20 protein-coding genes are annotated in these 20,641 nt (G+C 34.9%); all 20 read right to left on the bottom strand.

Annotation, left to right across the window (positions count from 1 at the left end; genetic code table 11):
* Positions 1-42 precede the first annotated feature (42 nt).
* The 20 genes from GW534_RS01635 to rimP all read right to left on the bottom strand — a co-directional run bounded on the left by GW534_RS01635 (position 43) and on the right by rimP (position 20,609).
* The gene (locus GW534_RS01635; protein ID WP_161919309.1) at positions 43-1,716 is read right to left on the bottom strand and encodes a ribonuclease J; all 1,674 of its coding nucleotides are present in this window, start codon (positions 1,714-1,716) and stop codon (positions 43-45) included.
* A 628-nt stretch (positions 1,717-2,344) separates the two neighbouring features.
* A complete protein-coding gene (gene dapA / locus GW534_RS01640) occupies positions 2,345-3,220 on the bottom strand; it encodes a 4-hydroxy-tetrahydrodipicolinate synthase (RefSeq protein ID WP_161919310.1) in 876 nt (291 codons plus the stop codon).
* Between the two features lie 5 nt (positions 3,221-3,225).
* Positions 3,226-4,503, bottom strand: coding sequence for an aspartate kinase (gene dapG / locus GW534_RS01645; protein ID WP_161919311.1), 1,278 nt, complete (start codon positions 4,501-4,503; stop codon positions 3,226-3,228).
* Positions 4,504-4,555: 52 nt separating this feature from the next.
* Positions 4,556-5,605, bottom strand: a complete 1,050-nt coding sequence (locus tag GW534_RS01650; protein ID WP_246203847.1) for an aspartate-semialdehyde dehydrogenase — start codon at positions 5,603-5,605, stop codon at positions 4,556-4,558.
* A gap of 196 nt (positions 5,606-5,801) precedes the next feature.
* A complete protein-coding gene (dpaB, locus tag GW534_RS01655; RefSeq protein WP_161919312.1) occupies positions 5,802-6,395 on the bottom strand; it encodes a dipicolinate synthase subunit B in 594 nt (197 codons plus the stop codon).
* A 2-nt stretch (positions 6,396-6,397) separates the two neighbouring features.
* The gene (gene dpaA / locus GW534_RS01660; RefSeq protein ID WP_161919313.1) at positions 6,398-7,297 is read right to left on the bottom strand and encodes a dipicolinic acid synthetase subunit A; all 900 of its coding nucleotides are present in this window, start codon (positions 7,295-7,297) and stop codon (positions 6,398-6,400) included.
* A 197-nt stretch (positions 7,298-7,494) separates the two neighbouring features.
* Positions 7,495-7,749: a YlmC/YmxH family sporulation protein gene (locus GW534_RS01665; RefSeq protein ID WP_161919314.1), complete on the bottom strand. Its 255-nt coding sequence runs from the start codon at positions 7,747-7,749 to the stop codon at positions 7,495-7,497.
* Between the two features lie 116 nt (positions 7,750-7,865).
* Positions 7,866-9,104 carry a M16 family metallopeptidase gene (locus GW534_RS01670; RefSeq protein WP_161919315.1) on the bottom strand — a complete coding sequence of 413 codons (1,239 nt, stop codon included), beginning with the start codon at positions 9,102-9,104 and terminating at the stop codon, positions 7,866-7,868.
* Between the two features lie 49 nt (positions 9,105-9,153).
* Positions 9,154-10,119 carry a polysaccharide deacetylase family protein gene (locus GW534_RS01675; RefSeq protein ID WP_161919316.1) on the bottom strand — a complete coding sequence of 322 codons (966 nt, stop codon included), beginning with the start codon at positions 10,117-10,119 and terminating at the stop codon, positions 9,154-9,156.
* Positions 10,120-10,356: 237 nt separating this feature from the next.
* Positions 10,357-12,465 carry a polyribonucleotide nucleotidyltransferase gene (gene pnp / locus GW534_RS01680; RefSeq protein WP_161919317.1) on the bottom strand — a complete coding sequence of 703 codons (2,109 nt, stop codon included), beginning with the start codon at positions 12,463-12,465 and terminating at the stop codon, positions 10,357-10,359.
* 191 nt (positions 12,466-12,656) lie between these two features.
* On the bottom strand, positions 12,657-12,926 hold the full coding sequence (gene rpsO, locus GW534_RS01685) for a 30S ribosomal protein S15 (protein WP_161919318.1): 270 nt from the start codon (positions 12,924-12,926) through the stop codon (positions 12,657-12,659).
* 188 nt (positions 12,927-13,114) lie between these two features.
* Positions 13,115-14,059: a bifunctional riboflavin kinase/FAD synthetase gene (locus tag GW534_RS01690; RefSeq protein ID WP_161919319.1), complete on the bottom strand. Its 945-nt coding sequence runs from the start codon at positions 14,057-14,059 to the stop codon at positions 13,115-13,117.
* A gap of 18 nt (positions 14,060-14,077) precedes the next feature.
* On the bottom strand, positions 14,078-15,007 hold the full coding sequence (truB, locus tag GW534_RS01695; RefSeq protein WP_161919320.1) for a tRNA pseudouridine(55) synthase TruB: 930 nt from the start codon (positions 15,005-15,007) through the stop codon (positions 14,078-14,080).
* Positions 15,008-15,316: 309 nt separating this feature from the next.
* The gene (gene rbfA / locus GW534_RS01700) at positions 15,317-15,676 is read right to left on the bottom strand and encodes a 30S ribosome-binding factor RbfA (RefSeq protein ID WP_161919321.1); all 360 of its coding nucleotides are present in this window, start codon (positions 15,674-15,676) and stop codon (positions 15,317-15,319) included.
* Between the two features lie 16 nt (positions 15,677-15,692).
* Complete coding sequence (locus tag GW534_RS01705) at positions 15,693-15,971, bottom strand: DUF503 domain-containing protein (RefSeq protein WP_161919322.1); 279 nt, start codon at positions 15,969-15,971, stop codon at positions 15,693-15,695.
* Positions 15,968-18,295, bottom strand: a complete 2,328-nt coding sequence (gene infB, locus GW534_RS01710; protein ID WP_161919323.1) for a translation initiation factor IF-2 — start codon at positions 18,293-18,295, stop codon at positions 15,968-15,970. The genes GW534_RS01705 and infB overlap by 4 nt, the downstream gene beginning before the upstream one ends.
* Positions 18,296-18,314: 19 nt before the next feature.
* Positions 18,315-18,617, bottom strand: coding sequence for a YlxQ family RNA-binding protein (locus tag GW534_RS01715; protein ID WP_161919324.1), 303 nt, complete (start codon positions 18,615-18,617; stop codon positions 18,315-18,317).
* A 2-nt stretch (positions 18,618-18,619) separates the two neighbouring features.
* Positions 18,620-18,898 carry an RNase P modulator RnpM gene (gene rnpM, locus GW534_RS01720; RefSeq protein ID WP_161919325.1) on the bottom strand — a complete coding sequence of 93 codons (279 nt, stop codon included), beginning with the start codon at positions 18,896-18,898 and terminating at the stop codon, positions 18,620-18,622.
* Between the two features lie 13 nt (positions 18,899-18,911).
* Positions 18,912-20,075: a transcription termination factor NusA gene (gene nusA, locus GW534_RS01725; protein ID WP_161919326.1), complete on the bottom strand. Its 1,164-nt coding sequence runs from the start codon at positions 20,073-20,075 to the stop codon at positions 18,912-18,914.
* A gap of 63 nt (positions 20,076-20,138) precedes the next feature.
* A complete protein-coding gene (rimP, locus tag GW534_RS01730; RefSeq protein ID WP_161919327.1) occupies positions 20,139-20,609 on the bottom strand; it encodes a ribosome maturation factor RimP in 471 nt (156 codons plus the stop codon).
* Positions 20,610-20,641: the final 32 nt, after the last annotated feature.

The raw sequence follows: 20,641 nt of genomic DNA on the forward strand, positions 1-20,641 counted from the left end.
ACGAGAAAAAATATTTCATGCTTTGGAAGGAGTACTGTTTATTTATATTTCCATAATTATTGGAATAATCATCGGACGACGTTTTGTTTGATTGAATAGGAAACCGTTTAATGAATCACGAATTTCTTGTTTCACATTTGACCATTCGAAAAATTGTCCGCGTAAATTTCTTTCCACGATTTCTCGTATGAGTTTTGTAGCTTGTCCTATTAGTTCCTCAGACTCTCGTACATAGACAAACCCCCGGGAGATAATCTCTGGTCCAGATGCAATTTTCTTTTCATTTCGGTTAATCGTTACAACAACGATAAAGATACCGTCTTGTGAAAGCATTTTGCGATCGCGGAGAACAATATTACCAACATCTCCGACACCACTACCGTCGATTAAAATATTTCCTGCTGTAACACGTCCATTACCACGAATTTTTTGTTCCGTTATTTCAACTACATCCCCTTTTCCAGGAATGAAAATGTTTTCTTTTGGTATGCCCATATGTTCAGCAATTTGTGCATGGCTAACGAGCATTTTATACTCCCCATGAATTGGGATAAAGAATTTAGGTTTCATTAAATTAATCATTAACTTTAACTCTTCGCGCCTTCCGTGACCACTGACATGAACACGTTTACCACTAATGACATTGGCACCAGCACGATAAAGCATATCTACAGTTCGGATTAAAAATTTCTCTCCACCACGATGAGGAGAAGCCGCAATTATAACTGTATCACCTTTTTGTATTTGTATTTGATTGTACGGTTTTTTAACCATGTTTTGTAACGCTTCAAGCGGTTCTCCTTGGTGACCGGTCATTAAAATTACTACTTCATCTTCAGCATACTCACTCAGTTTTCCTGCCGGAATGATTAAATCTTCTGGTACTTTTATATATCTATGCTTCGTTGCGACTTGAAAAACATTTTGTAACGTTCTTCCAATTATTGCTACTTTTCGTTCAGAATGATGTGAAACATTAATTAGTCTTTGAATTGCATTGATTTGTGACGCATAACATGCAAATATAATCCGTCCTTTAGCTCGTTTAAAAACATCATCAAGTTCTTTAGCAATCGTAATTTCTGAAGGTGTATAACCTTCTTTTTCAGATTCAGTGCTATCTGATAATAAACAAAGTACCCCTCGGTCACCAATTTTTGCCATTTTACTAATATGAGCCCTATATAAAGGATCAGCACTTTGGTCAAACTTAAAATCACCGGTATATACTATATGACCGTGTTTCGTTTCAATACAAATACCGACAGAATCTGGAATACTGTGGTTCACATGGAAGAAGGAAATATTTGCATGTTCAAATTTTAATCTCGTATTTTCCTTAACTTCACGAAAATCAATTTCCATTGATAAGCCCTGTTCCCTTAGTTTAACTTTTGTTAATGCTAAGGTCAGTTTTGTTCCATAAACAGGGACGGTGATATTTTTTAAAATGTATGCGATTGCTCCAGTATGATCTTCATGGCCATGGGATAAAAATATTCCACGAATACGATGTTTATTTTCGACTAAATAAGAAAAGTCAGGAATAACGATATCGATGCCAAACATTTCATCTTCGGGAAACATGAGTCCTGCATCAATGACAAATAAATCATCATTGACTTCTACCACATACATATTCTTTCCTAGTTCGCCGACTCCCCCTAAACAAATGACTTTAATTGATTGTGATATTTCATTTCCCAAGTAAAACATCCTCCTGTAACTAATAAAATTTATCTCTCGCATGAGTATGTCCATAAGGTTAAAATTTGTAAATTTCTTTTTGGATTAAATATTTGTTGGCGGACACGCATCCAGTGGCACGGCCTTATCCTCCTCGTCGCTAACGCTCCTGCGGGGTCTTCGGCTAGTGCTTGTCCCGCTGGATTCTGAATATACTTCACTGATTCTGCACCGCAGGAAAAATGTGAAACACTCTGAGCTCACTTCTGAGAATTTATATCGCACGCAAAAAAGCGATTTGCTTTTTTAAGGATTTTTGCGAGTCGACGCCAACTTCACTTTTAAACTACTACTTTTTAGACATTGGACAAACCCAAACGCAAATAATCATGGGATTAAAAGGAAAAGTAAGAACAAATATTTATAATAAAATTTAAATTTTTAAAGTCATAAATTATTTATATTATAACGGTTTCAACTTGCCGTTTCTAAATTATGTATATGACTATTATTAAGCCTTTTATTAAAAGGTTTGTCAACTATCTTTACTACAAATTTCACTTTTTTTAATAACGGTTTCAAAAAGTGTTTTAATTATTAATAAAAACGGCTATTCCACATCATCTTGTATGACTATGCGGAACAGCCTTCAACATATTTAATCTAAAGTTTTAAGGAGGTCTGTTAAATCATTTCTTTCATTTTCACTTAATGGTACTAAAGGTAAACGAACAGGACCAACATTCATTCCTTTAATTTGTAAAGCCGTTTTTACTGGTACTGGACTTGGTGCTTTGAATAGTCCTTTCATGATAGGTAATAATTTTTGATGCAATTTCGCAGCTTTAACATGATCACCTGCGAGAAATGCTTGAATCATATCTTGCATTTCATTCCCAATGATATGGGAGGCAACAGATACTACACCCGTTCCACCAATTGCTAAAATAGGAAGGGTAAAGCCATCATCTCCACTATATAATTCGAAGTCATCTGGCGTGTTGGCAATAATCTCAGTCATTTGATCTAAGTTTCCACCCGCTTCTTTGATGGCTTTAATATTAGGGATTTCACTTAAACGAATAACCGTATCAGGTTCCATATTAACAACTGAACGACCAGGAATATTATATAACATAACTGGTAAACTTGTACTTTCTGCTACAGTTTTGAAATGTTGATATAATCCTTCTTGATTAGGTTTATTATAGTAAGGTGCTACTAGTAAAATACCATCCACACCAATTTCTTCTGCTTTTTTCGTTAAGTCAACAGATTCTTTTGTATTATAGTTACCTGTACCTGCAATAATTGGAACCCGTTTGTTTACAACTTTTACAGTATGTTGAAATAACGCAATCTTTTCTTCTTTTGAAAGAGTTGGTGATTCTCCCGTCGTACCAGATACCACTAAAGCATCCGTACCGTTATTTAATAAGTATTCAATTAACTGTGTTGTTTTTTGAAAATCGACATTCCCTTTTTCATCAAAGGGTGTCACCATGGCAGTAACTATTCTTCCGAATAAAGCCATCTTTATCACTCCTTAAATCTTTTTAAAAATGAACTATGTTCATCAATGGAAAAAGCATCCATTTCAACATCCTCTAAGTGGAAGGCATCATGTAATGCGTTCACTGCTCTTTCCAAATCATCTTGTTTAACTAAAACCCAAATCGTTGTATAACTGTCTGCCGATTGTAAAATACGAATCCCTTGTTCTGAAAGTGCAGAAACAATTTTAGAGGCAACGCCTGGAACACCAGTTATTCCAGCACCAACAACTGATACTTTTGCACAATTTTTTTCTAGGTTTGGTTCATAGCCTTTTTCTTTAAGGATTTTTTCAGCTTTTTCCGCTAGATGATCCTTAACGGTGTATACAACATTATTAGGCGAAATATTGATAAAGTCGACAGAAATTTGTTCATTTGCCATTGCCCGGAAGACTTCTTCTTGCATATCCATCTGACCTTTTTTGGCTGCGACATTAATTTGAGTCACACCTGAGACATGAGCAATACCAGTTACTAACCGCTCTTTAACATCCATTCCTTGTTGCAGATGAGATAATTTAGTAACAAGCGTACCCGGAGTATCAGAATACGTTGACCTTACATAAATCGGAACATCTGCTTGCATCGCAATTTCAACTGCTCGTGGATGGATTACTTTTGCACCTTGATAGGCTAAATTACTAATTTCATTATATGTTACAACAGATAAAGGACGAGCCTTATTTGTAATTCTTGGATCGGCAGTCATGACCCCTTCTACATCAGTAAAAATATCGATCCATTCAGCTTTTAATGCAGCACCTAATGCAGCTGCAGAAGTATCGCTTCCACCTCTACCTAGAGTTGTGATTTCACCGCTTTCTGTAGCCCCTTGGAATCCAGCAACGACAATTGCATCCTGAGTTTCTAATGCTTTTAAAATTCGACTAGGGTCAATTTTTAATATTTTTGCATTGGTAAAATCATCATTTGTCTTAAATCCAGCTTGAGCGCCTGTAAATGCGGATGCTTTTATCCCATTTTGAAGTAACATATTTGTAAATACTACTGCGGATATAATTTCACCACAAGACATTAATAAATCTTGTTCTCTTTTTTCTATCTTCGTTGCATTTCCATCTACTAGACTTAGTAACGTATCTGTAGAATAGGGATCGCCCAGTCTTCCCATTGCTGAGACAACTATAATGGTTTTATAGCCAGAATCTATTGCTTTTTTTATATGATGTAAAGCATGACGTCTATTTTCTTCCGTTCTGACTGACGTCCCTCCAAATTTTTGTACAATAATTTTATCCATAAAACACCTCATAAATCATTCTCAATAAGAGATGATATAACATTTATTGCAATTATTTGCTAACAATTCTTTGCTCAATTAAACTTTCAGCTATCTGAACAGAGTTTAATGCTGCTCCTTTTAATAAGTTATCAGAAACAACCCACATATGGAAACCTTTATCTTCGTCTAAATCTTTACGAATTCTGCCGACAAATACTCCTTCTTTACCAGCAGCAGTAGTTGCTAACGGATAAATTTGTTCATTTGGATTGTCTTCTAAAACAACTCCCGGCGATGAAGCAAGTATATTTTGAATTTCAGCTACATCAACGTTTTCTTTTTCAACTTCGAAGTAAACGGACTCAGAATGCCCAGTTGCTACAGGAATACGTACACATGTCGCAGATACTTTTAGCTCTGGTAAATGCATAATTTTTTTCGTTTCATTGATCATTTTCATTTCCTCGAATGTAAAGCCGTTGTCTTGGAAAAGATCAATTTGTGGAATTGCGTTGAAGGCAATTTGATAATGTTTTTTATCAGCTTTAACCGGTAAAATTTCCGGTTTTACTTCTTTACCTTCTAATATATCTTTCGTTTGGCGATTTAATTCTTCAACAGCTTGGAATCCAGCACCACTTACTGCTTGGTAAGTAGATACAATTACACGGTTAAGTCCCAATTTTTGGCGAATTGGTTCTAATGCAACAACCATTTGAATTGTAGAGCAGTTAGGATTTGCGATAATTCCTTTATGATTATTTAAGTCTTCAGCATTTACTTCTGGAACAACTAATGGAACTTCTGGGTCCATACGATAAGCACTAGTATTATCGATAACAATTGCACCACGTTTAACTGCTTCAGGAGCTAATTGTTTCGAAATACTTCCACCTGCAGAAAATAATGCAATATCCACACCTTCAAAACTTTCAGGCTTGGCCTCTTCTACAACAATAGTTTCTCCTTTATATTGAATCTTTTTACCAGCTGAACGGGAAGAAGAAAGTAATGTTAATTTTTCAATTGGAAAATTTCTAGCTTCTAATACTTTTATCATTTGTGTTCCTACTGCACCTGTTGCGCCAACAACTGCAACATGAAATCCACTATTAGTCAATGTCAAAACCCCTTCCACATATATGAAACTTTTTAAAAAAGAGGAAATCGGACAAATGAATCCGATCCTCTTATTTTCATTGCTCATTACTACTTTTAATTTAACTTTTATTTTACCATACTCTACAAAAATATAAATATACTTTCTAAAAAACATTTTAAAGGAGCATTTATGATAATTCTATTAGAAATAACTTTTATTTATTATACCGCTCAATTAATACAGGCTGAAATTGTCGATGTTCTAATGCTGCTTCTATTGTTGGAATTAATTGGTCCATATCTGCAACCATTGATTTCGGTTTTTTCATTGGATCATCTTGACCGAACGGAATAAAGAATATATCTTTCGCAGCCATTAAACGCATTAAATTAACACCGTTTAAACCTAGGGCATCGTTAGTTGAGATTCCAAGCACAACAGGTCGATGATTTCTCATTGTTGCTTTTGCTGCCATAAGAACTGGTGAATCGGTAATGGCATTAGCTAATTTACTCATAGATGCACCTGTAAGTGGTGCAATAACCATACAATCTAAAGGATTTCGTGGTCCTAATGGCTCAGTTGCAACAATCGAATCTAACACTCTTTTACCTGTTATTTGCTCAACTTTTTCAATCCAGTCTTTCCCTTTTCCAAAACGGGTAGTCGTATTTTTAACAGTATGGGTAACAATTGGAACGACTTCCGCACCGACTTCAACAAGTTTTTCAATTTGTGGAACTACCTCTTCATACGTACAATGGGAACCGGTGATTCCGAATCCAATTCGTTTTCCTTCCACTTTCATCTTTATGATGACTCCTTCCTTTTCATTAAATCTTCACTCATTAATTCAGCCAAAACATTAGCTAAAATTTGACCAGCTGTTTTGGGAGCAACGATCCCTGGTAAACTCGGGGTAAGTATTGCTTTAATTCCTCTTTTTTCTGCATAACGAAAATCTGTTCCACCAGGTTTGGAGGCAATGTCGATAATGAGCGTATGATGGGGCATTTTTGATATAACACTGGCAGTGACAATTAAATGTGGGATCGTATTAATGACAATATCGGCATCTTTTACAACTTGTTCTAAATCTTTTATATGAAACGATTCTAGACCCATCTCTTCAGTTCTCGCGATGTGTTCCTTTCGCCTTGCTCCAACATGCACTTTTGCACCTAAAGCATGGAACACACGGGAAATTGTCATTCCATTTCGACCTAACCCTAAAACTACTGTTTTTGAACCGTGAATTGTAAAATCTGTATGTTGAATTACCATCATTAGTACACCTTCAATAGTTGGAATCGAATTGTAAATGGCTACATCATCACGTTCGAATAATAACTCTAATTTACGATTTGATTTTTTTACAATTTCATCTAGATAAGCATTGGAAATCCCAGAATAAATTGTACAATGTGGTGGTGTTTTACTTAAAATTTCTTCTGTTAACACAACCTTTTCATTGGAGAATATAGTTTCTACTTCCCCGTTTAAATTCGTTCCAGCGACAGGCAAAATAATCCCATCAAATTCCTCTAAATTCATATTATTAAGCTTTTCTTTGACGGCACCAGTAAAGGAATGGTCTAATTGTTCAAATCCAACTAAATATAATTTGACATCGAGTTCGTTCAGTTTTCGAATGATTTCAATCTGTCTTGCATCTCCTCCAATGACCGCGATCTGTAAACCTGTTAACATTTATATATTCCACCTTCTTTGATGCTGTTTTAACGAATTTTACATAGTATTCTTTGCTATACTATGAAATTTCTTGGGTTTTGTGATTGTTTAATTTTTAACTTAAGCCTAACTAATGAACAAAAAATTAAGCCTGACTCCCTTAAATATCTGAATTGATATTTAAGGGAGTCAGACTTAATCTTAATCGTTTATTTTTAATCCTCCTCAAGCTCCTCATCTGGAAAGTCAATAATGATCATATCCGTTCCAATTTTTTTAATATATTTCCATGGCACACGAATTTCTCCACTACTTTTACGAAATTGAAACCATTTTCCTGTAGGAATGATTAAGGCAACAATTTGTCCAGTATGCTCGTTTATTTCTAAATCAGTTTGACCTAACACACCTAATCGTTCTGCTTTTTTTATATCGACAATTTCTTTTCCTCCTAATTCACTTAACCTCAATTATCTCACCCTTTCCTGTCCTTCTTTTTATAATGTATTAAGGAAGTTCGCATTTTAGAATTATGAACAAAGAAAAATGCAGACTACATTTAGTCTGCATCTACATTGTTATTATTTTATTGTAATGCTTTCGGTAGTTTTCCGTTAGGACTGATTAATGATAGTGAAAAGTCTTTCGTAAAAATTCGTTCTGCCATACGATTTACATCTTCTTTAGTAATTGCATCTATAAGTTCAATTATTTCATCCGGCGTACGATGTTTACCTAATAATAATTCGTTTTTCCCATTTCGACTCATTCGACTATTCGTGCCTTCAAGTCCTAACATTAGATTTCCTTTTAATTGTTCCTTCGTATTTTTCAACTCTTTATCTGTTACTCCCTTTTCAACAAAAGTTTCGAGGGTTTGTTGAATTGTATCATAGAGTAAGTCTAGTTGATCCGCACCAGTTCCTCCGTATATGGCAACAATGCCGCTATCTTCATAGGATGAATGATAGGAATATACTGAATAAGCTAGTCCTCTTTGTTCTCGAACTTCTTGGAACAATCTACTACTCATACTGCCCCCTAAAATATTGTTCGAAATTATTAAATCATAAATATCTTCACTACCAACTGATAATCCTTCAAAACCTAGGCAAAGATGGACTTGCTCCGTATCTTTTTTTCTTGTTAACCAGTTTTTATTAAATACAGGTTTTGATTTGTTCGCTTCTAATCTTTCTCCTTGGTAGGAGCCAAAAATGTTTTCAATTTCCTCAATAAATGATTCTGATACATTCCCTGCAACAGAAATTACAACATTGTCAGGTGTATATGTATGTTGGATATATTGTTTCAACATTTCATCAGTAAACGATTTAAGTGTTTTTTCAGTTCCTAAAATCGGATAGCCTAAAGGGTGATTAGCATAAATGGCTTTACTTAATAAATCATGAACAATATCATCTGGAGTATCTTCATACATTTTTATTTCTTCAAGCACTACATTTTTTTCCTTTTCTAACTCTCGTTCATCAAAAACAGAGTTGAAAAACATGTCCGATAAGACTTCTAATGCATAAGAAGCATGTGTATCTAATACTTTCGCATAATAACATGTATATTCTTTTGATGTAAAAGCATTTACTTGCCCACCGATTGAATCAAAGCTTTCTGCAATTTCTCTTGCGGAACGAGTTTTTGTACCTTTGAAAAACATATGTTCAATAAAATGAGAAATACCATTTAATTCTGGGCTTTCATGACGTGACCCGTTTTTAACCCAGATTCCGATAGCTACTGATCGTAATATTGGCATTTCTTCTAAAACAATGCGAACTCCATTTTTGCAAGTATATTTTTTAATCAAGAAAATTTCCTCCTAATGTTGTTTTCTTTCATGCCTCGAATAATACATATTATTTATTATTCATTCTTTTTTCATCCAAAAGATTGGTAACCGTTCCTAATCGATAACCTTCGTCTTTTATTTTTGTTAATAATGTATCCAGAGCTTTAGTCGTTGATTCAGTTGGATGAGCAAGAATAATCGCACCATTATGAAGTTGTTTTGTAACTCGGTGAATTAATGTTTGTGGAGTAGGATTTTTCCAATCAATTGTATCAATTGTCCACATGATTGTTTGCATGTTCATATCATCAGCAATTTGTACAACTTGATCATTATAGCTCCCACTTGGTGGAGCAAACAGCTTCGGTGTTTTCCCTATTGTAGCTTGGATAATTTCATTGGTATCAAGTAATTGCTTTTTTATCTTCTCAGCACTTAATTGTTTCATATCCGGATGGGAATAGGAATGATTACCGATTTCATGTCCACCTTCATAAATCATTTTTACAAATTCTGGATTTTCTTTTGCCCATCTACCCTCGATAAAAAAAGTAGCATATACATTATGCTTTTTCAACGTAGCTAAAATGGGTGATAGAAATTCATTCCCCCACGCTACATTTATCGTAAGTGCAATCATTGGTTTATCAGGATGTCCTCGGAATATTGGTGCGGGAGGTAAATCCTTCAAATGAATTTTTGGTTGTACTTGTTCAAATACAAGTTCATTTTTAATAAAAACACCATCATCCTTCATATTTTCAAAAGATGCTTTAATATCTACTTTTAAACCATTGTAGCCTGGCATTTTTTTCCATACCTTGTCAATTTTAGCATCTTGTGCTGGAATTTCAAACTCAGAAGCTTTTTGTTCAATCTCTACTAAAAGACTATCTTTACTAGCAGAGGCTGTTACCGCATCCGATTTTAATTTTTCAACGTATTTGTCTGTAAATGAATTTTGAACAATAAAAAAGGCAAAAATTGGAATAATGATAAATAGTGCAATGCGCAAAAAAGGAAACTTTTTCATAAACATTCCTCCTTACAACATATTATGTAAGGAACGGACAAGTTAGAACGTTTATGAAAAAGACCTAGTTTGTTAGATTTTTCACAAATATGTATTGAATATTAAAAAGGGACCTTACTCAATTGAGAAAGTCCTGTTGTTATGTATTTAATGGGGGAGATCCAGAAGGATTGCCCCATTTCAAAGTCTTCTATTCCGGCCTTATTCTTATGAATAATGACTTGTGGAATTTATCATCTATTGATTATTCTGTTTTTGTTCTCTTAATACTGCTTTACGAGATAAATTAATACGTCCTTGTTTATCAATTTCAGTAACTTTAACTAAAATTTCATCACCGATTGATACTACATCTTCAACTTTGCCTACACGTTCTTCTGCAAGTTCTGAAATGTGGACAAGTCCATCTTTACCAGCAAATAGTTCTACAAACGCACCGAATTTTTCAATACGTTTTACTTTACCTAGGTACATTTGTCCAACTTCAACTTCGCGAACGATGTTTTCAATAATTTTTTGTGCTTTATCATTTGCTTCTTGATCTGGTGAAGAAATATATACTGTACCGTCTTGTTCAATATCAATTTTTACGCCGGTTTCTTCAATAATCTTTTTAACATTTTTACCACTTGGTCCAATAACATCACCGATTTTTTCTGGTTTAATATGCATAGATGTGATTTTCGGTGCATAAACTGAAAGTTGTTTACGTGGTTCACTAATTGTAGATAGCATATGTTCTAAGATTTCTGCCCGACCTTTTTTCGCTTGTTCTAAAGCTTCTTTAATAATTTCTTTTGTAATACCTTCAATTTTAATATCCATTTGTAAGGCAGTAATACCTTTAGATGTACCTGCAACTTTAAAGTCCATATCACCTAAATGGTCTTCCATACCTTGGATATCCGATAAAATTGTATAATGTTCACCTGACATTACAAGTCCCATTGCAATCCCTGATACAGGAGCTTTAATTGGAACACCAGCGTCCATTAATGCAAGGGTTGACCCACAAATACTTGCCTGTGAAGATGAACCATTAGACTCTAAAACTTCCGATACGAGACGTATTGTATATGGAAATTCCTTTTCGGATGGAATAATTGGTTCTAATGCTCGTTCACCTAACGCACCGTGACCAATTTCTCTTCGCCCTGGAGAACCCATACGTCCTGTTTCACCAACGGAAAATGGTGGGAAATTATAATGGTGCATAAAACGTTTCGATTCTTCAAGTCCGATACCATCTAAGATTTGTACATCACCTAATGCACCAAGTGTACACACACTTAAAGCTTGTGTTTGTCCACGAGTAAATAATCCTGAACCATGGGCACGTGGTAAAATACCGACACTTGATGAAAGTGGTCGAATTTCATCAGCTTGTCGACCATCTGGACGAATTTTCTCTACTGTGATTAGACGACGTACTTCTTCTTTCACAATTTTATCAAGTACATTTTGTACATGTTTCATTGTTTCTTCGTCTGCTTCTTGTTCTTCATATTTCGCAACAACTTTTTCCTTCACAGCATTAATCGCATCTTCTCGTGCATGCTTTTCTTTAACTTGAATGGCTTCGATCATTTCTTTTTCACAAATTTGTCGAACTGCCGTTTCAATGTCAGCATCAATTTCAAATAATTTAACTTCCATTTTTTCTTTTCCAACAGCTTGAACAATTTCCTCTTGGAAAGCAATTAAACGTTTAATTTCCTCATGGGCAAACATAATTGCATCTAACATCGTTTCTTCTGATACTTCATTTGCACCGGCTTCAACCATGTTAATCGCATCTTTTGTTCCAGCGACTGTTAAATGCATTTCACTTTTTTCAGCTTGTTCTACAGTTGGGTTAATGACGAATTCACCATCAACAAGTCCGACTACTACGCCTGCAATCGGCCCTGAAAATGGAATGTCTGAAATGGATAGAGATACAGATGCACCTAACATTGCAGCCATTTCTGGAGAACAGTCTTGATCAACACTCATGACCATAGCAATAACTTGCACTTCATTACGGAAGCCATCAGGGAACAGTGGTCGAATTGGACGGTCAATTAAACGAGATGCTAATGTTGCGTGTTCACTCGGTCTTCCTTCCCGTTTAATAAAGCCACCAGGTATTTTTCCTACTGCATATAATCGTTCTTCGTAATTCACAGTTAACGGAAAGAAGTCAACAGCTTTAGCATCCTTTGAAGCTGCAGCAGTAACGAGTACAGCACTTTCACCATAACGAATTAAACAAGAGCCGTTTGCTTGTTTAGCAAGTTGTCCTATTTCAACAACAAGCGGACGTCCTGCCCATTCGATGGAAAATGTTTGTTTTTCACTCTCCATATAAATATAGTCTCCTTTCTAGTCTTACAAAACAATTTATTTCCTATTATTTATTATGTATTGTAAACAATACAAGATTGGTCATAATGGTAAGTTTTTTCTATATATATTGTGCAATATTGTCTTTAACGTATAATTTATGTATTTAAAAATTTGCTAATAAAAAAGCGGGAAAATTCCCGCTTTTCTTTTTATCTGCGTAGACCTAGTTTGTTAATTAATTCACGGTAACGTTGAACGTCTTTATTACGTAAATAAGTTAATAGGTTACGACGTTTACCAACCATTTTCATTAATCCACGACGAGAATGGTGGTCTTTTTTATGAGTTTTTAAATGCTCATTTAAAATGTGGATTTTTTCAGTAAGAATCGCAATTTGAACTTCTGGAGAACCAGTATCTCCTTCATGAGTTCTGTATTGCTTAATAATCTCATTTTTACGTTCTTGTGTTAAAGCCATTGATGTTCACCTCCTATTTATTCAACATCCCCTCAACCTAGCAATTCGTCGGAGTAGTCGAAATGCCAAGCAAAGGTTCATATCACGGTATTTAGAATACTACTTTTTCACTAAATTTGCAAGTAATAAATTAAGAAAAAAATTTTCTAGCAATAGTATATCCAATGTGAAGCTAATACAGACATTTGTTAACTCATTTGTTTAAAATAATTTCTTGCATCATGTTCATCTTGTTTCATTTGCAAAATCAAATCATCAATTGAATCAAATTTTAATTCATCACGTAAATATTTACGCCATTCTAAAATTACACTTTGTCCATAAATATCATCATCAAAATCTAATAAATAAACTTCAACAAATCGTTTTGTTTTTTCTTCATTGAAAGTTGGATTATAACCGATACTAGCTACACCGTTTACCCAAGTGCCATTTACATATAATCTGACTACGTATACGCCATTTCTTGGATAAACGTAACGATCATCAATTTGTAAATTTGCAGTCGGAAATCCTAATTTTCTTCCGCGCTTCTCACCATGAACGACATAACCGGCCATTGTATAATGTCTACCTAAATATTCGTTTACTTCTTCAACTTTTCCTTCAGAAATAAGAGAACGAATTAAAGTAGAACTAATTTTTTCTTTGTTTTTTGTAACTTTCCCTACAGTTGTATGATTAAATTGACCTTTACTATGGTCTCTAATCGTTTCCATTGTTCCTTTGCCAAATTTACCATATGTATAGTCAAAGCCAGCTGTTAGATGTTTTACGTTCAACTGAATAATATAATTATCAATAAAATATTCAGGGGTAAATGAAGCTAATTCACGTGTAAATGGCACGATAAATAAATAATCCAAACCTAATTTTTCAATAATTTCTATTTTTTCATCAAGTAATGTTATATATTTAACATTTTCCGGATTTTTGCTAAGGACTTCTTTTGGTGACGGATCAAAGGTCATTACAGCACTTTTCCAATTGTTTTCCTCAGCAATTTTCTTAGCTGTCAAGATGACTTCTTTGTGTCCTATATGTATTCCATCAAAAAAACCGATAGCAATGGACAATGGGGGTAGCGATTCACTTTTTAAGTTATTTGGAATTCCTAAACGTATGACTTTCACTGTTTTACGCACCTTTCATTATTCGAAGACTAAAACTCGATCTGGTTTCATCATACCGATTTTTGTTGGGTGTTTTCTATAAATAGCTATAATTTTTTCATTATGAGATATTGCAATCGGACCTTCTTCTTGTAAATAGGGTTCTGGTAGAGGTAAAACTGCGCCATTTCTAACCCTACTTGCTAATGTATCATGAATTACAAGTTTCGGCAATTCATTAAGAGCGGCTTCAATTGGAAGAAATATCTCATCTAATTTGTCATGATTAATTTTATCCTCGATTTCTTCAAATGTAAAACAGTCATTTTTCTGAATTCCTGCAGAACTTGTCCGAACAAGTTTTGACATATGGGCAGGATATCCTAACATCTCCCCAATCATCACAGCTAATGTTCGAATATAAGTTCCTTTACTACATGATACTTTTATTGAAAAACGAATAGTATCGCCAGTAAATTCCTCATCTTGATCGAGTAATTCCAATTCATAAATAGAAACAGTTCTTTTCGGTCTTTCTACTGGAATTCCTTCTCTAGCATATTCGTATAGCCGTTTTCCTTTCACTTTTACCGCCGAAAACATTGGTGGAATTTGTTCAATCTCACCCGTTAACTGTTCAAGGACAGCTAATATTTGTTCACGTTTTACTGGTGAAGAAATGCTTTTTTGCTCAACAACTTCTCCATCTGAATCTTCTGTCGTTGTGGAAGTACCTATTGTCACTTCACCAATATAACTTTTTCCAGCATCAGTTAAATATTGAACTACTTTCGTTGCTTGTCCAACACAAATAGGTAAAACCCCTGTCACATTTGGATCAAGAGTCCCAGTATGACCGACTTTTTTTGTTCTTAATAACTTGCGAATCTTCATCACACAGTCATGTGATGTCATTCCTGCTGGCTTCCATAATGGAACAATGCCGTTTAATTGTTGTTTCTCTGCCATATAACACACCTGCCAAATTTACAATTTAATAACTTTTTATAAGTAGTTGAGAAAATAAAGCGAGCGGAAATTGATAGGGATATGAAGTGAAGGTGGCGGCGACTCGCAAAAATGTTTCACATTTTTTCTGCGGTGCAGATTCAGTGAAGCATATTCAGAGTCCTGCGGGAAAAGCGTGAGTCTTAAGACCCCTAGAGACGTGTCTTGCAAGGCGAGGAGGCTCAAAGCAGCCCCTAGGAAAGCGTCCGCCACCGGAACATTGCCTAAAAAACTACTAAGGGGCTGAGTTTGGACAGCCCCTTAATATTATTATTCATTATCTTTATTTTCTTCACGTTGAATTTGATTTAACAAAGTTTCAATTCGATTTCCATAATCAATTGATTCATCAAATTCAAAAAAGATTTCAGGTGTTTTACGCAGTCTTATCCGTTTACCAATTTCCGAACGGATAAATCCTTTTGCTTTAGATAAACCAATTAATGTCTCTTCTTTTTTCTGTTCGTCACCTAAAACGGAAATATATACTGTTGCTTGTTGAAGATCACCAGTCACTTCAACATCTGTCACTGTAACGAATCCAACTCTTGGATCCTTTATTTTGCGACTAATAATTTCGCTTAATTCTTTTTTCATTTGTTCGCCAACTTGTTTCGAACGAAAAGACAAATTAATCACCTCTAACTTAAAGCCAGTCTACATGAGTTACCGTTCTTTCTATTTCAGGAAAAGAGTCAATCAATGTTAGTGCTTTTTGAAACTCTTGTTCCGCAATATTTTTCGACGAAGAGACTGTAACGATTTTAATTTTTGTTCGTTGCCAAACATTTTGATGGTCAACTTCTGCTATCGAAATGTTAAATTGATTTCGAAGTCTTGTAATAATCCGTTGTAAAACTGAACGTTTTTCTTTTAACGACTGAGCATCATAAATTAAACATTCAATTTCAGCGGCCAAAATCATTTCGGTGCAACTTCCTCCATTATATACGCTTCGATGATATCTCCTTCTTTAATATCATTGAAGTTTTTAATCGTAATACCACACTCATAACCTTGTGCCACTTCTTTTACATCATCTTTATATCGTTTTAATGTATCAATTTCTCCTTCAAAAATAACAATTCCGTCTCGAATTAAACGAACTGAACTGTCACGCGTAATTTTTCCATCTGTAACATAAGAACCAGCAATCGTACCGACTTTAGATACTTTAAATGTCTGTCTAACTTCTACCTGACCAATGACTTTTTCTTCATATTCAGGGTCAAGTAAACCTTTCATCGCTTGTTCAATTTCTTCGATAGCTTTATAAATAATCCGGTGTAAACGAATATCAACATTTTCCTGCTCAGCCATACTTTTTGCATTTGGAGTCGGACGAACATTAAATCCAATAATGATGGCATTTGAAGCAGTTGCCAAAATGATATCAGATTCAGTAATCGCTCCAACACCATTGTGAATAATATTCACTTTTACACCTTCAACATCAATCTTCTGTAAAGAGGCAGTTAATGCTTCAACAGTACCTTGAACGTCCGCTTTAACGATAATATTTAATTCTTTAATGTCACCTTGTTTCATTTGTTCAAACAAAGTATCTAAACTTACACGTGCAGATTCACTACGTGTTTCTTGTAGAGCTTTCTGCGCACGTGCTTCACCAATTTGGCGAGCTGTCTTTTCATCATCAAATACTACAAAACGGTCACCAGCTTGTGGAACTTCATGAAGTCCAGTAATTTCAACTGGAGTCGATGGGCCTGCTTCTTTTACTCGTCTTCCGAGATCATTGACCATCGCTCGAACACGGCCAAACGTATTTCCTACTACAATCGGATCTCCAACTTTTAACGTTCCATTTTGAACAAGTAACGTAGCAACAGAACCTCTTCCTTTATCAAGTTTTGCTTCAATGACTGTACCGTAGGCATTTCGATTTGGGTTTGCTTTTAATTCTTCCATTTCAGCAACAAGTAATACCATTTCTAATAACTGATCAATTCCTTCACCAGTTAAAGCAGAAATCGGAACAAAGATTGTATCGCCGCCCCAATCCTCTGCAATTAAACCGTGTTCAGTTAATTCTTGCATTACTCGGTCAGGGTTAGCAGTTGGCTTATCAATTTTGTTTACTGCAACAATAATTGGTACTTCTGCTGCTTTTGCGTGATTAATAGCTTCGACAGTTTGTGGCATAACACCATCATCAGCAGCTACAACTAAAATTGTAATGTCCGTTACTTTTGCACCTCTAGCACGCATAGTTGTGAACGCAGCGTGTCCAGGTGTATCAAGGAACGTAATTTTCTTGCCTTCCGTTTCAACTTGATAAGCACCGATATGTTGTGTAATACCACCGGCTTCACCTTGGGTTACTTTTGATTGACGAATAGAATCTAGTAATGTTGTTTTACCATGGTCAACGTGTCCCATAATCGTTACAACTGGTGGACGTTCTGATAATTCATCTGGATTATCTTCGGTAATGAAGGATTCTAGATCAGAAGCATCAATGCTTACTTTCTCTTCTACTTCAACACCGTATTCACCAGCGATAAGCTCAATCGCATCTTTATCTAAGTCTTGGTTAATAGTTGCCATTACACCAAGCATAAATAATTTTTTAATTAATTCAGATGGTTCACGATGTAATTTTTTCGCTAATTCTGCTACTGTTAAGGAATCTGTAAAGGTAATTTTTTTTGGGAGCTCTTTTTCCTTTTTCGGAGCTTGGTTTTGTACAACTTGTTTTTGATTGTTTTTCTTAGTGTTTCCAGCTTTTCCTTTATTTTTATTACGATTGAATGCTTTTTTCTCTTTAGATTTGAACTCTTGATCGTATTTTTTTCCTTCTTTAGCCTTCGGAGATGCTGTTTTTACTTTTTCCTTAGATGGAGCTACAACTTCATCTAATGCTTCCTTATCCGCAACAATGCCAGGTTTTACTTTTTTAGGTGCTGGCTTTACTTTTGCAGGTGCTTTTTTAGCAGGTTTTGTGTTTGATTGTGATTTATGGTTTGATCTATTTTGTGAATTTTCGTTGGAACGAGAGTTGGGCATACGTTGTTCATTTCCCCTGTTCTGATTTTTGTTTGAAGTTTTACTTTTATCTTGCACCTGCTTTGAACGTCCGAATGTTTGATCTAATTGCTTAATGACGTTTTCTTCAATCGCCGTCATATGATTAGATACTTCAATATTTAATTGTTTTAATTTTTCAATGACATCTTTACTAGTAACATTAACTTTCTTGGCATATTCATATACGCGCATTTTTGTCATTGTTTCACCCCCATTAAATTTAATCGAGCAATTGTTTTATCTTTTCAGAGAATCCTTTATCTTTAATTCCGATCACAACACGTGCTTCCTTGCCAATTGAGTTACCGAGAGTATATCGATTGGAAACTTGCTTTACTGGTATATTATAATAATTACATTTATTCATAATTGTTTTCAATGTGTTATTTGAAGCATCTTTTGCAATTAAGACAAGATAAACTCGTTGTTTTTGAATTTCTTTTATAACAAGGTCTTCTCCTGTTACAAGTTTTCTAGCTCGATTTGCAAGTCCAAGTAGAGACAACCATTTTTCCTGTTTCATACTTATGATATGTTCTCCTTTTCAACGTAAGCAAGGATCTCATCATAAAAAGATTCATCGATATCTGCTTGTAAATGCTGTTTTAACAAATTCTTTTGTTTTGCTTTAAGTACTGCTTCCTTATCTTTTAATAAGTAGGCGCCTCTTCCGTTTTTCTTACCGGTCGGGTCGATTGATACTTCCCCTTCTTTAGAACGAACAATTCTTAAAAGTTCTTTTTTGGGATACATCTCACCTGTTGCAATACATTTACGCATTGGAATTTTTCTTTTTTTGTTCATGCCACATCACCTCTTATTTATCTTCATCGGTAATCGATTCATGAACAGAATCCGCTTCTTCATCTAATTCATCATCAATTGTAATATCATCAAGAGTTAATTCTGGTGAGAAAAGCGATTCTTCCACAGGATAGATGCCTGCTTCCCTTGCATCAGATTCACTCTTTATGTCAATCTTCCATCCAGTAAGTTTAGCTGCAAGACGAGCGTTTTGACCACGCTTACCAATCGCTAATGATAATTGGTAATCAGGAACAATCACCGTTGTTGATTTTTCTTCTTCATTAACGATAACTTCTAACACTTTTGATGGACTTAATGCATTTGCGACAAACTCAACAGGGTCTTTAGAATATTTTACAATATCTATTTTTTCCCCATTTAACTCATCGACAACTGCTTGTACTCGAGCTCCTTTTGGTCCTACGCATGCACCAACTGGATCGACTTCCGGATTATCGGAATGAACAGAAATTTTAGAACGGTCACCCGCTTCTCTTGCAACGGACATAATTTCAACAGTTCCATCAAAAATTTCAGGTACTTCTAATTCAAATAACCGTTTTAACAAGTTTGGATGTGTTCTTGAAATATAAATTTGTGGACCTTTAGTCGTTTTTTCAACCTTTGTAATGTATACCTTTATACGATCATTATGATTATATTGTTCGTTAGGCATTTGTTCACTTGCCGGTAATAATGCCTCTGCTCTACCTAATAGAACATATGCAAAGCGGTTATCACGACGTTGAACAATCCCTGTCATAATATCATCTTCACGATCGATAAATTCTTCATAGATGATGCCACGTTCAGCTTCACGAACACGTTGTGTAACAACTTGTTTCGCTGTTTGTGCAGCAATTCTACCGAAATCCTTTGGCGTTACTTCAATTTCTACAATATCGCCGATTTCATAATTCTGATTTAACTTTCTTGCGTCATCCAATGAAATTTCTAAACGGGAATCAAAAACTTCATCAACAACTTCTTTTCTCGCAAATACATGCATTGTTCCCGTAGTTAAATTAAAGTTCGTACGTACATTTTGTGCTTGGTTAAAGTTTCTTTTATAAGCAGATACTAATGCAGCTTCTATAGCTTCTATAATAATGTCTCTAGAAATCCCTTTTTCTTTTTCGAGTATATCTAAAGCATCTAACAATTCACTACTCATCAGTGGCATCCCCCTTTATTTCAAAATACATGTTGTTTAATATTTTCCTATCAGTAAAAAACATTATGAGAATGATACAGCCAATCGGGCAAGGGCAATTTTGTCATAAGGAATTGTAACTAATTTTTTTCTTGTTTTTATTTTGATTTCAATGACTATTGTTTCTCCGTCAAATTCTTTTAAAATTCCTTCGAAAACTTTTTCTCCGTCAATTGGCTCGTATGTTTTCACGTGGACATTTTTACCAATTGATTTAGTAATATCAGCTGGTTTTTTTAATGGTCGTTCCGCTCCTGGGGATGATACTTCTAAGTAATAGTTATGTGGAATCGGATCAATTTCATCAAGTTTTTCACTTAACCTTTCACTGACAATCCCACATTCCTCAATATCAACACCTTCATCTTTATCGATAAAAAGACGAAGGAACCAGTTTTTACCTTCCTTTACATACTCAACATCGACAATTTCTAATCCGAGTTCGTCAACAATAGGAGTTGCGAGTTCTTCGACAATTTTCGTTACCTTACTCATAAAGACCCTCCCTTCAAAATTTAATTTAGAAC

Origin of the sequence: Pallidibacillus pasinlerensis, from assembly GCF_009996845.1 — a bacterium.
Classification (GTDB): domain Bacteria; phylum Bacillota; class Bacilli; order Bacillales; family Caldibacillaceae; genus Pallidibacillus; species Pallidibacillus pasinlerensis.